Raw genomic sequence first — 15,697 nt, forward strand, 5'->3', positions numbered from 1 at the left:
ATGAAAGTAGTAATTACAGAAGATTATAATGAAATGAGTACCGTAGCAACCCAATATCTTTTAGGAGCAATGCATGGTCAGTATCGCAAAAATATCTCAATAACAGCAGGTTCGACACCGAAAAAAGTGTACGAAATTCTAGTTCCTCTGGTGAAAAATAAAGAATATTTTGAACAAGTTCATTATTATAACTTTGATGAAATTGAGTTTAAAGGCAGTGGAAATGAATATGGCGTAACTATGACAAATCTGAATAAAATGTTTTTCGATCCAGCAGAGATTAAAAAAGAACGAATTCATGTGTTAGATTGGACGAATTATGAAACACAAGATGAACGTATAAAAGCGGATGGCGGATTGGATTTCGTTTTACTTGGTGTTGGTGCGGATGGTCATTTTTGCGGGAATTTACCAAATACGACTAAATTTGGCGATCTGACTAGTCGAGTTGATGAAGATGCAACACCTAATATGGTAGATGTGTTGTTAAATGAAGTCGGTGGTGTTGAAGAGATGCGTCCATCATTTTATGTTACAATGGGACCGAAAAGTATTATGCAAATTAAACAATTAGTCATGATTGCTAATGGCAAAGAGAAAGCTGAAATTGTAAAAAGATTAGTAGAAGGAACCGTTTCTGAAGAGTATCCAGCGACGTTGCTAACGACCCATCCAAACATGACTTTAATTGTAGACAAAGAAGCGGCTTCGTTGCTATAGGCTGATAGAGTAGGGGGAACCCAATGCGAATAACACAGAGATTAAATAACAATGTTGTTTTGGTTGAAGGGGAGTCCGAACAACCGATGATTGTTATGGGTAAGGGAGTTGGCTATAAGGCTTATCCTGGCAATCTCATTGATGAAACATTGGTTGAGCGCAGGTTTATATTAAAGAATGAACCGAAGAGTGAGATCGATAAAGCGGCTACTTTGATTAGCGAAATTCCGTTAGATTATATCAAGTTAAGTGACACAATCATCAAATTAGCTGAGCAAGAATTACAAGCAGAGTTTGGCTTGAGTATGCTAATTTCCTTAACCGACCATATCTATTCTGCCGTGGATCGAAAAAAAAGAAGTATAACAATCGCAAGCCCACTTCATTGGGATATCAAACAGTTGTATCCACTTGAATACCAAGTAGGCGAGCAAGCGGTGGCTATTATTAACCAAGAAATAGATATCGAGCTTGATGATACGGAAGCGACAGCAATCGCCATGCATTTTATTAGTAGTGGCAACAACTATGAATCTATTCAGCAAGCAATGAATGTGACGAAGGTGATTTCAGATATTATTTCAATCATCCAATATCATTTTCAAATCAAAATCGACCAGAACTCGATTAGTTTTTCTCGATTGGTATCGCATCTCCAATACTTTCTTATTCGCCAAGTAAAAGGAATTAAAATGATGGATATGAGTGAAGAAATGATTCGTGTGATTATCAATCAATATCAATCCTCCTTTCAGTGTGCGGAGAAGATTATTCGCTATTTGGAGACGAACCATCAAGTAAAACCGCCCCTAGAAGAAGAAGTCTACTTAACTATGCATATCGAACGCGTACGACAGACAGAGAATTGAGTACAAGTGTTGCTTGGTACTTGAGAAAGAAAGTTAAGAAATAGATCAGTGAACTATGTTAAAGTGAATAACCAGTTGCTCAAAGACTAGTTATCAAAAGTAAATCAGAAAAATCACACGGCTGTCCGTGTGATTTTTTTCTTTATTTACGGGAGTATAGATTGATAGCTAAAATAGTAGCTAATAGTTATTCCGTTAATATAGGATTGGTATCATTTTCTTTTCAGATGCTGTGATAAAGTTGTATTATTAAATTAACTTTATCAAAGGATAAAAATATTAATGTGAGGTGTAGGCGATGATTCAAATACCAAAAGGAGAATATATAATTGGAACTGAGCACCCTGATGGTTTCTTAACCGACCGTGAGGGACCTAAGAGCAAGGTCTCGTTATCGGATTTTTGGATTGATGAGACAACTATAACTAATCGAGAGTTTAGAGTTTTTGTAGAAGCTACAGGGTATATTACAGAAGCAGAGAGATTTGGATGGTCCTTTGTCTTTAGTTATTTTTTGGATTCTGAAACAAAAAGAAGAAGTCCAAAAGTACCCAATATGGCTTGGTGGTACGCAGTGAGTGGTGCAGATTGGAGACATCCAGAAGGAGCGAATAGCGATATTTCTCAACGTATGGATCATCCTGTTGTACAAGTTTCAAGAAATGATGCACTGGCATATTGTCGATGGGCTAAAAAGAAATTACCGACAGAAGCTCAATGGGAAGTTGCTGCTAAAGGAGGAACTGATTTTGAACGTTATCCTTGGGGTGAAGATTTTTTATTAAATGGACAGCACCATTGTAATATTTGGCAAGGAAATTTCCCACAGGAAAATACAGAAGAGGATGGATTTAGTAACACTGCACCAGCAAAATATTATGAACCGAATGGTTATGGACTTTATCAGATGATAGGGAATGTTTGGGAATGGTGTAGCAATCCAGCTCGTATACCATTGAATACATTTCAAACAATTAGCAGTAATGAAATGTGGGAGAATTATCAAAATGAAGATGATCAGATGTACGCAATTCGGGGAGGCTCTTTCCTTTGCCATCAAAGCTATTGTAAACGATATAGAATTGCTGCAAGAAATGGAAATTCTGGTATGTCTACAGCAAATAATTTGGGATTCCGATGTGTGAAAGACTAAAGTATAACATTAATGCGGGGAATAGATGAATACAAAAAAAGGTTTTTAAAACGCTTGCAATCTCGAAATTATTCAGGTATAGTAAATGTAAATCGAATGGGTAGTTACTGATAAAGCAGGCTATACCTTATGACAGCTATGATGAAGTTGAATCATGTGCGTCTTAAGGATGGCTTTTTTTGTGACTAAAGGAGGTGAATGTCATCTTGAAGATCAAAAAAATACTCAATAACAATGCAGTATTGGTCGGAAAAGATGGGAAAGATTTTATTTGGATTGGTACTGGCCTGGGATTTAAAATGAAACCAGGACAAGAAGCAGATGAAGACAAAATTGAAAAGGTTTTTGTTTTACATCAAAAATCATCAGAAAGACTTGTTCAATTATTGCAAAATATTCCAATAAAGTATGCATCTCTAGCTGATGATATTATTAAATTTGCAAAAAAGAAATTGCCGTATCAATTGAGTGATGCTATTTATATTTCTTTAACGGATCATTTGTATAATTTAGTGAAGTTAAAACAAGAAGGTATCAGTATTAATAATCGGCTTTCTTGGGAAATCAAAAAGTTTTATCCAATGGAATATACTATTGGTACATATGCAGTATCTCTAATTGAAGAAAAGACTTCAATTGAATTGGATGAGGCGGAGATCAGTAATATTGCGATGCACATCATTAACGCTCAAATTAATGATGATGTCGACCAGATGGAAGATATAAAGCTTTTGACAAAAAAAATAAAAGATATTATTTCCATTATTCGAATTCATAACAAAATTGAAATTGACGAATCTAGCTTAGCGTTTGAACGATTTGTAACTCATTTGCGATTCTTTTTTAGAAGAATCGAAGCGAATCATCCAAAGAATGAAGTAGGTAATCCGTTACTAGTTCATGTCATAGAGAGATATCCAGAAGCTTATGAAACGACACATCTGATCGAAGAATATTTAAAGGTTACATTGTTTGATGACGAACAATTGTATCTTACGTTGCACGTACAAAAATTAATAGAGAAATGAAGTTAAGGTGTTACTGGTAATGCAGGCAAGACTTAACTAAACTATTATCGATGTTTGGATAAGGTTTAGTTTTAGTCTTGTCTTTTTTATTTATAAAAAGAAAGGAAGTTTATAATGGAATATCAAGAATTAAATGCAGCGATTTTAAAAAATATAGGTGGGAAAGAAAATATCAATGGTTTGACTCATTGTATAACTCGACTACGTTTCAAATTAAAGGATGAGTCTAAGGCTCAGACAGAAAAAATCAAACAAATACCTGGTGTTGTGACAGTCGTTAGAAGTGGGGGGCAATACCAAGTAGTAATTGGCAATCATGTTCCAGAAGTATATAAGGAATTTATAGCGATGTCTGGAATGAATATGGAAGCAGAAGCGGATCAAGAAGATAAACCAAAAGGTATATTAAATACATTTATAGATGTTGTATCAGGAATCTTTACGCCAGTAATTTCTGTTTTGATGGCCTCTGGGATGATTAAAGGATTAGTAGCTATACTTACAACTTTTAATTTGATTGATAAAGTTTCTGGAACTTATTTGATTCTTAATGCAACAGGCGATGGACTATTTTACTTTTTCCCACTGTTTTTAGGATATACTGCTTCTAAAAAATTTGGTGGGAAACCGTTTATTGGTATGGCGATAGGTGCAGCATTAGTTTATCCTTCAATTGTAGCCGCAAGCGGAGGAATGGAGCCTTTGTACACGCTATTTTCAGGAACTATGATTGAATCGCCTATCTATATTACTTTTTTAGGAGCGCCTGTTATATTAATGAATTACGGATCAAGTGTGCTTCCGATTATTGTAGCTGCTTTCTTAGCTTCAAAACTAGAAGTCTTTTTTAACAGAATTATTCCAAAAATGGTTAGAAGCTTTTTCGTTTCGTTCTTCACGTTATTAGTAACTGTTCCGTTAGTCTTTTTGATTGTTGGACCAATTACTACTTGGGCAGGATTGCTGTTGGGACAAGTCTTATCTAGCGCATATGATTTAAGTCCAATCATTGCAGGAGGAATTATTGGCGCTTTTTGGCAAGTATTTATTATGTTTGGTTTGCATTGGGGATTTGTCCCAATAGCGTTGAATAATTATGCGACATTAGGATACGATGTAATAATGATGGCCGGTTTAGCAACGCCACTTGCAATGGCGGGTGTAACATTAGGAATATTCCTGAAAACAAGAGATACTAAATTAAAAGAGATTGCTTTTCCCGCGTTTCTTTCAGCTCTTTTGGGGATTACTGAACCAGCTTTATACGGAGTTACCCTTCCTAGAAAAAAAGCCTTTTATGCTACTTCGATTTCTGTGGGTGTAGCGGGAATTATTATGGGTATTTTTAAAACTAAAGTTTTTATTAATGGTGGTACAGGATTATTCGCTCTTCCGCGGTTTATTAATCCAGAAACAGGAGTTGATAATAGCTTTATTGGGTTTGCGATTGCCAGTGGAGTTGCGTTTGCTCTAGGGCTAATTTTGACGTTAGTATATGCTTACAAACCGACTGATGATGAGAATGTAGATGAAAAATCATCAGATAAAAAAATGAATAAAGTAGATGGTCAAAATGAAGTTAACAGATCAATGGGACAAAATGTACTGTATGATTTAACTGCACCAATTCAAGGAGAGATTATTCCTTTATCTGAGGTAAAAGATGAGGCGTTTGCTGCTGGATTATTAGGCAAAGGCATTGCAATAATTCCAGAAAACGGAAATGTGTATGCTCCTGCTGACGGAGAGGTTACGACGCTATTTCCTTCTAGACATGCGCTTGGAATTATAACAGATGATGGGATTGAAATACTAATTCACATTGGCATGGATACGGTTAATTTGAAAGGGGAGTTCTTTACTCCTTATGTGACTCAAGGAGATAGAGTTACCAAAGGACAACTTATCTTGCAATTTGATAAAGAAGCCATTATTGATGCAGGCTATAGTGTGGTTACACCAATCATTATATCTAATACAAAGGAATTTTTAGATGTTATTGAAACAGATAAAGTGAACGTATTGAATACAGATACTTTACTAACAGTTATTGCATAGGAGTGAAATAAAATGGAAAAGAAAAATATTTTTTTATTTGTTGCGGATCAGATGAGAAATGATTCAATGGCACATATGGGGAATCCAGCTTCTATTACCCCAAATATGGACAGTATAATAGAAGAGGGAGTTTCTTTTGAAAATGCTTATTGTCAGAATCCAGTATGTGTTCCTTCGAGAAATAGTTTTTTGACTGGATTATATCCCCATGTAAATGGTCATCGAACAATGCATTATTTACAACGTGAAGATGAGCCGAATATCTTGAAAGAAATGAAAAATAATGGTTACGAAGTAATCTGGATTGGTAGAAATGATGTTGTGCCGGCTGATCGTCCTAAAACTGAATATTGTGATGAATACTATGATGGTGTAAAAGATGAAAATACACGAGATGCGCAAAACAGTGCTTTTAATCATTCAGTTGATATGAATGAACAAAGCCAGGCTTTATTTGACAAAATGTTGACTGGGGACAATTATTATTCATTCTATATGGGGAAACTACCAAATGGTGAAGGATATGGAAAGACGGATTGGAATTGTGTCGAAAAAGCGTTAGAATATTTAGATCGTAGAATGAAGAGTCCATCAGATAAGCCATTTTTTGTCTACTGTACAATTTCATTCCCACACCCGCCATATGCTTGTGAAGATCCTTGGTACTCTAGTATTGATCGTAATAAATTACCAAAACGACGTCCAAATATTAAAGATATTCCTAACAAAGCTTCTATGTTATATGGTATTAACGAAAAACAAGAACTGAATGGATGGTCAGAAGAGCGGTTTGACGAATTGCGTGCGACATATCTAGCAATGGTCTCTCGTTTTGATCATCAGCTAGGCTTAATTAAACAAAAGTTGAAAGAAACTAATTTGTATGATGAAACGAATCTGATCGTTTTTAGTGACCATGGTGATTATACAGGTGATTATACTATTACAGAAAAAGTTCAAAACTGCTTTGAAGATCCAATTTCGAATGTACCTTTATTAATCAAGCCAGCCAAAGAGATTGCTGTTAAACCGAGAATTACAAAAGCCCAAGTGGAACTGTTAGATTTGCCAGCGACGATTGCGGAATTAGCAAATATCGAATTATCTTATACACAATTTGGACAATCATTGGTCTCAGTTATTAAAGGTGCTGAAGAACATAAGGATGCTGTATTTTGTGAAGGTGGTAGGATTCATGGTGAAGAACAAGCTATGGAATTAGGACACGGACCAAAGTCTACTTATTGGCCAAGATTAGCTACGCAGTATAGTGAAGGTCCAGAGCATACAAAAGCAGTGATGTGTAAAATGAACAATTATAAATATATTATGCGTTTGTATGAACAAGATGAACTATATGATTTAGAAAAGGATCCGATGGAAATCGATAATCTCGCTGTAAAATCAGAGTATCAGGAGATTTTACAAAACATGAAGAATCGGGTCGCAAGATTTTATATGGAAACTACTGATTTTGTACCTAATAAACGAGACAAAAGATAAAATAGCAGATTGTTATTAGATATAAAATGAAGAAGATGCTACTATTGGTGCTGTCCTATCAGAGTAGCGAAAGAAACCTCAAGAGAATAGAGACGTTTAGGATATAAATGTACGGAGTTGTATTTAGTCTATTCTAATTAGTATATCAAATGAAAATTTTTATAAATAGAATTGGGGAATTTTAATGAAACATATTTCGGTATTAGTAAAACCGGCTTCTTCGTTGTGTAACCTGCGTTGCAAGTATTGCTTTTATGCAAATGTAAGCTCGTTGAGAGAAGTTCGATCATATGGAAAGATGACGGAATCCGTTACAGAAAAAATGATTGAACAGATTTTTATCGATTTGGAAGATGGAGATCATTTGACGTTGGCTTTTCAAGGCGGCGAGCCAACGTTAGCAGGATTAGACTATTACCGGAAAGTAGTTGCATGCGTTAAAGCACAGGGCAAACGAGTTCAGGTCCATTATACAATTCAAACTAATGGAACCTTAATCAATGAACGATGGTGTGAATTTTTAAAAGAGAACGAATTTTTAGTTGGGGTGTCAATCGATGGGCACCCCGAGTATCATGATTTGAATCGAGTAGACACAAAGGGGACAGGTACATTTCAACGGATTATTTTAACTAAGGAACTATTTGATCGCTATCAAATTGACTATAATGTGTTATGTACATTGACGAACCCCTTGGGAAAAGAAGCAAAAAAAGTTTGGCAGTTTCTTCAGAAACATAAGATTCAGTACGTACAATTCATTCCGTGCTTAGATGATTTGGATACCCAGACGCGTAGTAGTTATGCTTTAACACCAAAACGTTTTTTTGGATTTTATCGTCAATTACTATCTTCTTGGTTAGCGGAGTTAGAAAAAGGAAACTACATTAGTGTTAAACTGTTTGATGATTTGTTAAATTTGCTAGTGAGGAAACAAGTCACTGCCTGCGGTATCTTAGGTAGTTGTCAAGTACAATATGTGATTGAAGCAGATGGCAGTGTATATCCATGTGATTTCTATGTATTAGATGAATATCGTATGGGTTACATCCAAGAGAGTTCCCTCAAAGAATTATTTAATCAGGATATCTCCAAAAAATTCGTATGCGAAAAACCTGCCTTGCCAGAAAAATGTCAAAGTTGTCCTTTCAAAAATATATGTGGTGGGGGCTGTAAACGGATGAAAGATGCAATTTATGTAGATGAAAAAGATTATTGTGGGTACCAAGAATTATTACAGCTTTTTCTGCCAAAAGTTAATCAGATTTTGGATGCTTTGCAAAATGTACAGAAGGGACAAGCTGAATGATTGGAATAATTTATTTTGTTGTGATTGTATTAGCGAATACGATAGGAGCCGTCTCTGGTATGGGTGGCGGAGTATTAATAAAACCGATTTTTGATTTCATAGGGGCGGATTCAGTCATGGCTGTTTCATTTTATTCAGCTGTAGCAGTGTTTACCATGTCTGCTGTTTCGACCGCTCGGCAACTGATTAGTGGTCGGAAATTCAATTGGAAAATTATTAGTTGGGTGTCGCTAGGTGCTGTGCTAGGAGGGATTCTAGGAAATGTCATTTTTGAGGCTATTTTACGATGGTTTTCTAATGAAGACATTATACAGCTGATTCAAATTGGCGTGACTGTGATTACTTTGATATTTGCTTTTCTTTATACAAAATATGATTGGAAAAATTTTCGCTTTACTAGTGTCACTTGGTATTTAGCCTGTGGATTATCATTAGGGTTTTTAGCGAGTTTGCTAGGGATTGGTGGCGGTCCTATAAATGTCGCCTTACTGATGTTTTTGTTTTCACTTCCCATTAAGGAGGCTACGGGCTATTCAATTTGTACGATTTTCTTTTCTCAACTTTCTAAACTAATAACGATTGCTTTATCCACAGGTTTTGCTCGGTATAATTTGGAAATGTTATTATACGTTATTCCAGCAGCCGTAATCGGTGGATTAATTGGAGCAAGATTGAGTAATATTTTTCCACCGCAAAAAGTCACTACAATTTTCCAAATAGTCATTATAATCGTATTATTTATCAATCTTTATAATGGAATAAAAATTATAATGTAATCTATAAAATTGAAAAAGATAAATAAGATCAACGTATTTACGGAGAGCGGATAGCTTGAAAGATAATTCATAAAAATCCCCTTCATGGCTGGACTAGATTGTCCAACATGAAGGGGATTTATTTGGTATACTTAATTTTTTTCAATTCCATTAATTTGGTATATTTAAAGTTTTTGAATTGTTTCTTAGATTACTGAACCACTTTCGAGATTTGTTTCGCGGGACTAAGCTCCGTGGACCTCGTCCAAAAACGCTAATACTTTCTGATAAATCGCACGTGTTTCTTCGGTGACTGTTCTGTCGAAGTCATGTTGGTCTTGATTAATTGTGATCAGCTGGCTTTTTGGAATGAGTTGGGCTGCTTTTTTTGAGAGATAGTAAGGAACATCTGGATCATTGTCGGCATGAATGAGTAAGGTTGGTGGCATCTTTTGTAAGTCGTCTTCTTCAAGTGAAAACTTCGTCAAGTCTTGTTTGTCCGACGTAAGATACTTGAGCCAGCTGCCTTGTTGTCGCCCGGCTAGGTATAGTGGATAGCGTTTATTCATGCTGCCTTGAGTTAACGGTGTCGTCTCGATTAGTTTTTCTAAGCTAGCTGCAGGAATAAAGGGATAACGTAAATAGTAGGGTGTCGGCAAGGAAAATTCGGCCGTGGTTAATTGGTAATACCCATAAAATGCTAGTAAGGAGCGTGGCGTAAAGCCTTGCTGAATGAGATAATAAGCTAAATAGGTTCCGGCTGAGCGGCCCATGAAATGATAGTTAGTAAGTTGGAGTTTCTTCAATAGAGTCGTGAGACTATCTGTTAATTGCGCAATAATCGTCGCAAGCGTGGATTCAGGGGCTAACAAGTAATCGAGACTCAAGAAATTGTAGCCACCTTCTATAAGAAGAGAAATATAATCTTCGGGTAGATCGTCTCGTTGTCCAAAGACTAAACCGCCACCATGAAAATAAATAATTGTGGGTGCGTCAGCTGAGTGGCTGGGGTAAAAACTATAGTTTATTGGCAGGTCTTGGTAGCTGGAAATTTGTGAAATAATTTTTTTCATTAGATATCAAACCTCGCTATATTAGTATTCTTTCTCTAGTATACTAATTAAAATTTAAAAATTATGTCACAAGATTACAAAATAAGACTAATTTTTGTTTAGTTTGAACAATGAAAGAGTCTGTGGCAACCGCTTACAATAGATGTATGAAATAAGAACGGAGGAGTAAGAGTTGGATTTAGCAAAAACAGTAAAAAGAAGAATTAGTGAATTGTCAGCAATTGGGAGCGATCCGACAGGAGGCATGACGCGTTTACTCTATACGGATTCGTGGAAAGAGGCCCAGAATTGGGTTGTTAATGAGCTACAGTCATTCGGCATGGTGACCGAATTTGATGAAGTGGGCAATTTGTTTGGACGAACAGAGGGCTCGGCTAGCAAAAAAACAATTATGTCTGGCTCACATATTGATACGGTCGCAAATGGCGGCACATTGGATGGACAATATGGTGTGATTGCGGCTATGACGGCGATGGAATATTTAATAGAAACGCATGGTCAGCCGAAAAAAGCTTTAGAAGTCATTTCGATGGCGGAAGAGGAAGGCAGTCGCTTCCCAACCGTTTTCTGGGGGAGTAAAAACTTTGTCGGTGAAGCAGTCAGAACAGATGTTGAAGGAATTGCTGATTCGACTGGCGCCAAATTTGTTGAAGAGATGCGTCGTCAAGGCTTTGATTTTAAAGAAAAACAAACGCGCCGTGAGGATATTGATGCGTTTGTAGAGATTCATATTGAACAAGGGAATGTCTTAGAGAAAGAACAGCTGCAGATTGGTGTCGTGAATAATATTGCTGGCCAACGTCGTTATACAGTTGTGCTGAAGGGTCAAGCGAACCATGCGGGAACCACACCGATGGGCTATCGTCATGATGCGGTTTATGGTTTCGCGAAGATTTGTAGTGAAGCGATTGATAAAGCGAAGGCAGTCGGGGATCCATTGGTACTGACTTTTGGGAAGGTTGAGCCGAAGCCAAATACGGTCAACGTAGTGTCTGGTGAAGTTGTATTTACGATTGACTGTCGTCATACGGATGCGGCTGAATTGATTGATTTTACCACAGCTTTGGAAAAAAGGATTCAAGAAATTTCGGCTGAGGAGGGCTTAACGGCGACGATTGATCTATGGATGGATGAAGCACCCGTTCCGATGAATGAAGAAATTGTCGCGACAATTGAAGCGCAGGCGAAAAAAGGCAATTATAACTATCGCGTGATGCATAGTGGCGCAGGGCATGATTCACAAGTCATCGCACCACACTATCCGACGGCGATGATTTTTGTACCAAGTATTGACGGAATTAGTCATAATCCAGCAGAAGAAACAAAGTTTGAAGACTTAGTTGAAGGGGTCAAAATTTTAGCAGACACTCTGTACGAATTAGCGTATTAATCAACGAACGAGTCAGCGAATGAATCAACGAGTGGCTCGGTGAATGTATCAACGAATGAGTCGGTTGGTTCATTCGCTGAGTTACTAAATTAAGCAATCAATGAAACAATCGTAGCGAAAGCGAAATTTATAGAAAACGAGGAACAATAATTATGGGATATAAAAATGAACAAACAGGCTATCGAAATGGGCTATTAGAATCACGTGGTGTGATTAAGAAAGATAACTTTGCCATACTTCCACATGATGGATTAGTAAAAAATATCGTTCCAGGCTTTGTCGAATGTGACTTATCAATTTTGGGTTCGCCTAAGTTAGGTGCTGGCTTTGTTGATTACATTATTACCTTTCATAAAAATGGCGCACAAGAAACAGGCTTCGGTGGACCGGGGATTCAAACATTAGTCTATGTAATTTCAGGGAAATTGACGGTTAGTGATGGAAAAGAAGAGTCTGTCTTAGAAGCAGGCGGTTATGCGTATTATCCTGAAGGTGTCAAAATGTTTATGAAAAACGCGCAGGATGAGGATACAGAAGTCTTCTTATATAAGAAGCGTTATGAAGCGTTAGAGGGTTATGAAGCACATAAAGTGGTGGATACGATCCATAATTTAGAGCCAATCGAATATGAAGGAATGAAGGATGTTCTTTTATGGGATTTATTACCTAAGGATTTAGGTTTTGATATGAACATGCACATTTTATCGTTTGAACCAGGTGCGGGGCATGGCTATATTGAAACGCATGTTCAAGAGCATGGCGCCTATTTATTGAGTGGGCAAGGGATGTACAACTTGGATAATGAGTGGTACCCAGTGGAAAAAGGGGATTACATTTTCATGAGTGCTTATGTGCAACAAGCGGCTTATGCAGTCGGACGTGGCGAGCCTCTTGCTTACGTATATTCAAAAGATTGCAACCGTGATCCACAGCTTTGAGTAAGTTCAGTGACGAATAAGAAAAAATTAGGAGTAAGCATATGACAGAAGAGACAGCAATAGTGACCGTTGAAGCAGGTAAGTTGCATCAACTGATTAAAGAGAAATTAATGGCAGCTGGTTTACATGAAGCACACGCCGAAGAAACAGCGAAGCATTTAGTCTATGCGGATGCCTGTGGGATTCATTCTCATGGCGCCGTGCGCGTAGATTATTATGCAGAGCGAATTGCCAAAGGTGGCGTGACGATTGATCCTGAGATTGTCTTTGAAAAAACCGGGGCGTCGACAGGGCTTGTTCATGGCGACAATGGCGTAGGCCAGTATGTCTGCGATGAAGCCTTAAAGCATGCGATAGATTTGGCGAAAGAATCTGGCTTAGCTTTGGTGGGTGTTTCCCAAACGAGTCATAGTGGCGCATTATCTTATTACGTCAAAAAAGCGGCGGAGCAAGGTTATTTAGCTTTGGCGATGTGCCAATCTGATCCGATGGTCGTGCCTTATGGTGGTAGTGAAACGTATTTTGGCACGAATCCGATTGCTTTTTCGGCGCCGAGAAAGAATGAACGTCCGATTGTTTTTGATATGGCAACGACGGTTCAAGCTTGGGGCAAAATTTTGGATGCCCGTTCTAAAAATAAAGAAATTCCCGATACATGGGCCGTGGATAGTCAAGGGAATCCGACGACTAATCCACATAATGTTAATGGTTTATTACCGATTGCCGGTCCAAAAGGCTACGGTTTGATGATGATGGTGGATATTTTGGCTGGGACTTTGCTAGGGTTACCTTTTGGCAAACACGTCTCTTCAATGTACGCCGATTTAACGGAGAAACGTAACTTGGGTCAGATTTATTTGATTATTGATCCAGCCCGATTTACAGATGTCGATACATTTAAAGAAAATATTAATCGAATGGTCAATGAGTTGCATGAAATTAAGCCGGTTGAGGGTGTCCAGCAAGTCTATTATCCGGGTGAGTTGAGTCAAGCTCGCTACGATAAATACATGACGAACGGGATTCCGATTGCGACGCCGGTCTATGATTACCTAGTGAGTGAGACGATTCACTTTAATCAATATGGTGGAAAAGGTGCGTTTGCCGAATAAAGAAGAGAGTGAGTGGAGCCAAGAATGATTCATACAATTATTGAAAAAAATAACTACCAAGATTCGATTGTCCTGATGCTTTTGACGAATCATTTGGAGGAAATGCCAGGAGTAACCAGCATCTCTGTTATGATGGGTACGCCAGCGAATAAGGATATTTTTAAAACTGGGGGCTTATACACGCCTGAGTTAGAAGACGCAACAGCCAATGATATGGTGATTGTGGCGGATGTCGAGAACCAAGCAACAATCGATGAGTTGGTTAAAGAAGCGAAGACTTATTTGGAAGAACAAGCGAGTAAAAATCAGAGTGGCGCGACCCAGGAACGAGTGAAAACTTGGGATAAGGCTTACCGTTTAGGCGAAGATGCCAGCGTCTCAATCTTATCGATTCCTGGTACACATGCGGCATTAGAGATTGAGAAAGCCTTGGATGCTGGAAAACATGTTTTCTGTTTTAGCGACAATGTCTCTGTTGAAGATGAACGACGCTTAAAACAACAGGCGCATCAACAAGGATTGCTTTTGATGGGACCTGATTGTGGAACGGGCATTATTAACGGAATTCCTTTGGCCTTTACTAATGCAGTTCGTAAAGGCAAGATTGGCGTGATTGGTGCGTCGGGTACGGGGATTCAAGAAGTCACAACGATTATTCATCGCTTAGGCGAAGGTGTGACACACGCGATTGGAACGGGCGGCCGTGATTTGAAAGAAGAAATCGGTGGTACAACGTTTAAAGATAGTATTGCTTTATTGGAACAAGATCCTGAAGTGCAAGTAATTGTAGCAATCTCTAAACCGCCAGCAAAAGCGATTCGTGATGAGGTTCTAGATTTATTACGCGCAAGTAAGAAGCCTGTGGTTTCAATTTTCTTGGGCGAAAATCCAGAGTCGCATGAAGAGAATTTATTCCATGCGCATACGCTAGAAGAGACGGCAAAAATTGCAGTCGCGTTACTGCGTGGCACGAATCCGACGTTGATCGAAGAGGAAACTTTAGCAGTACCGTCAGTTAAATTAGCAGCGAATCAACGGACGATTAAAGGGTATTATTCAGGTGGTACGTTGGCATATGAAGCGGGCATGTTAGTTAAAGAAGCATTTGGCATTCAATCAACGACTGCTGCAGAGGGCTTCATTTTAGCAGCTGAGGGTCATGAAATTATTGACCTTGGAGACGATATTTATACCAATGGGAAACCACATCCGATGATTGATCCGACGATTCGTAAAGAAATGTTAGCGGCGGCTGCCAAAGATGAAACGACGGCTGTTGTGCTGTTGGATGTTGTCTTGGGTTATGGTGCTCACGATGATATGGCGAGCGAACTAGCGCCGATGATCAAACAAATTCAAGCTGAGGCCGTAGAAAAGGGTCGACAAATTGCGGTTGTAGCAACGATTGTTGGGACAGATGAAGATCCGCAAAGTATTGTGGAACAAGAAAATATCTTGAAAGATGCTGGTGTGATTCTATGCGAAAGTAACGCGCAAGCCGTTAAGTTGGCTTTAGCAATCGTCGATCATCCGGTAACTGAAGAGAAGAAACCGGTTCATGCAAAAGCTGCGACGACAGTCGAAATTCCAGTAGTCTCTCAACGCTTAGGGCAGCTGCTCTCAGCGGATAAATTTATTAATATCGGCTTAAGTAGCTTCACCAAAGCTATCACTGATTATGGTGGAAAAGTCGTTCAATATGATTGGCAGCCAGTTGCTGGTGGCAATGTCGAATTGCAAAAAGCCATTCACTATCTAAAAAAAGTTTCATTGAAAGTAGAGGGTTAAG

General features: G+C 38.2%; 13 protein-coding genes. 12 read left to right on the forward strand and 1 reads right to left on the reverse strand.

The features are described 5' to 3' along the window. From BAU15_RS00815 to BAU15_RS00850, 8 genes are all read left to right on the forward strand, one after another. Window positions 1–720 carry a glucosamine-6-phosphate deaminase gene (locus tag BAU15_RS00815; RefSeq protein ID WP_161840852.1) on the forward strand — a complete coding sequence of 240 codons (720 nt, stop codon included), beginning with the start codon at window positions 1–3 and terminating at the stop codon, window positions 718–720. A 23-nt stretch (window positions 721–743) separates the two neighbouring features. Then, window positions 744–1,589: a PRD domain-containing protein gene (locus tag BAU15_RS00820; RefSeq protein ID WP_161840853.1), complete on the forward strand. Its 846-nt coding sequence runs from the start codon at window positions 744–746 to the stop codon at window positions 1,587–1,589. A 298-nt stretch (window positions 1,590–1,887) separates the two neighbouring features. Beyond that, window positions 1,888–2,742, forward strand: a complete 855-nt coding sequence (locus BAU15_RS00825) for a formylglycine-generating enzyme family protein (protein WP_161840854.1) — start codon at window positions 1,888–1,890, stop codon at window positions 2,740–2,742. A 206-nt stretch (window positions 2,743–2,948) separates the two neighbouring features. Beyond that, a complete protein-coding gene (locus tag BAU15_RS00830) occupies window positions 2,949–3,770 on the forward strand; it encodes a PRD domain-containing protein (RefSeq protein WP_161840855.1) in 822 nt (273 codons plus the stop codon). Between the two features lie 114 nt (window positions 3,771–3,884). Then, a complete protein-coding gene (locus BAU15_RS00835; RefSeq protein ID WP_161840856.1) occupies window positions 3,885–5,828 on the forward strand; it encodes a beta-glucoside-specific PTS transporter subunit IIABC in 1,944 nt (647 codons plus the stop codon). A gap of 12 nt (window positions 5,829–5,840) precedes the next feature. Then, a complete protein-coding gene (locus tag BAU15_RS00840) occupies window positions 5,841–7,331 on the forward strand; it encodes a sulfatase family protein (protein WP_161840857.1) in 1,491 nt (496 codons plus the stop codon). Between the two features lie 184 nt (window positions 7,332–7,515). After that, window positions 7,516–8,640 carry a radical SAM/SPASM domain-containing protein gene (locus tag BAU15_RS00845; RefSeq protein ID WP_161840858.1) on the forward strand — a complete coding sequence of 375 codons (1,125 nt, stop codon included), beginning with the start codon at window positions 7,516–7,518 and terminating at the stop codon, window positions 8,638–8,640. Next, window positions 8,637–9,416 carry a sulfite exporter TauE/SafE family protein gene (locus BAU15_RS00850; protein ID WP_161840859.1) on the forward strand — a complete coding sequence of 260 codons (780 nt, stop codon included), beginning with the start codon at window positions 8,637–8,639 and terminating at the stop codon, window positions 9,414–9,416. The genes BAU15_RS00845 and BAU15_RS00850 overlap by 4 nt, the downstream gene beginning before the upstream one ends. A 224-nt stretch (window positions 9,417–9,640) precedes the next feature. Here BAU15_RS00850 and BAU15_RS00855 read toward each other — a convergent pair whose 3' ends face one another. Next, window positions 9,641–10,468, reverse strand: a complete 828-nt coding sequence (locus BAU15_RS00855) for an alpha/beta hydrolase (protein WP_161840860.1) — start codon at window positions 10,466–10,468, stop codon at window positions 9,641–9,643. A 172-nt stretch (window positions 10,469–10,640) separates the two neighbouring features. Between BAU15_RS00855 and allC the strand changes: the two genes are divergently transcribed. The 4 genes from allC (at window position 10,641) to fdrA (ending at window position 15,696) form a co-directional block, all read left to right on the forward strand. After that, window positions 10,641–11,858, forward strand: coding sequence for an allantoate deiminase (allC, locus tag BAU15_RS00860; protein ID WP_161840861.1), 1,218 nt, complete (start codon window positions 10,641–10,643; stop codon window positions 11,856–11,858). 152 nt (window positions 11,859–12,010) lie between these two features. Beyond that, complete coding sequence (gene allE / locus BAU15_RS00865; RefSeq protein ID WP_161840862.1) at window positions 12,011–12,796, forward strand: (S)-ureidoglycine aminohydrolase; 786 nt, start codon at window positions 12,011–12,013, stop codon at window positions 12,794–12,796. Between the two features lie 41 nt (window positions 12,797–12,837). After that, window positions 12,838–13,908 carry an ureidoglycolate dehydrogenase gene (allD, locus tag BAU15_RS00870; protein ID WP_161840863.1) on the forward strand — a complete coding sequence of 357 codons (1,071 nt, stop codon included), beginning with the start codon at window positions 12,838–12,840 and terminating at the stop codon, window positions 13,906–13,908. 24 nt (window positions 13,909–13,932) lie between these two features. Continuing rightward, window positions 13,933–15,696: an acyl-CoA synthetase FdrA gene (gene fdrA / locus BAU15_RS00875; RefSeq protein WP_161840864.1), complete on the forward strand. Its 1,764-nt coding sequence runs from the start codon at window positions 13,933–13,935 to the stop codon at window positions 15,694–15,696. Window position 15,697: the final 1 nt, after the last annotated feature.

This window comes from Candidatus Enterococcus huntleyi, from assembly GCF_009933175.1.
GTDB classification, from domain to species: domain Bacteria; phylum Bacillota; class Bacilli; order Lactobacillales; family Enterococcaceae; genus Enterococcus_K; species Enterococcus_K huntleyi.

Bases quoted from the DNA above. Each gene is read 5' to 3' on its own strand.
- fdrA (WP_161840864.1), top strand. From the start codon at position 13,933: ATGATTCATACAATTATTGAAAAAAATAACTACCAAGATTCGATTGTC.
- BAU15_RS00855 (WP_161840860.1), bottom strand. From the start codon at position 10,468: ATGAAAAAAATTATTTCACAAATTTCCAGCTACCAAGACCTGCCAATA.
- BAU15_RS00840 (WP_161840857.1), top strand. From the start codon at position 5,841: ATGGAAAAGAAAAATATTTTTTTATTTGTTGCGGATCAGATGAGAAAT.
- BAU15_RS00850 (WP_161840859.1), top strand. From the start codon at position 8,637: ATGATTGGAATAATTTATTTTGTTGTGATTGTATTAGCGAATACGATA.
- BAU15_RS00815 (WP_161840852.1), top strand. From the start codon at position 1: ATGAAAGTAGTAATTACAGAAGATTATAATGAAATGAGTACCGTAGCA.
- BAU15_RS00825 (WP_161840854.1), top strand. From the start codon at position 1,888: ATGATTCAAATACCAAAAGGAGAATATATAATTGGAACTGAGCACCCT.
- allE (WP_161840862.1), top strand. From the start codon at position 12,011: ATGGGATATAAAAATGAACAAACAGGCTATCGAAATGGGCTATTAGAA.
- BAU15_RS00835 (WP_161840856.1), top strand. From the start codon at position 3,885: ATGGAATATCAAGAATTAAATGCAGCGATTTTAAAAAATATAGGTGGG.
- allD (WP_161840863.1), top strand. From the start codon at position 12,838: ATGACAGAAGAGACAGCAATAGTGACCGTTGAAGCAGGTAAGTTGCAT.
- BAU15_RS00820 (WP_161840853.1), top strand. From the start codon at position 744: ATGCGAATAACACAGAGATTAAATAACAATGTTGTTTTGGTTGAAGGG.
- BAU15_RS00845 (WP_161840858.1), top strand. From the start codon at position 7,516: ATGAAACATATTTCGGTATTAGTAAAACCGGCTTCTTCGTTGTGTAAC.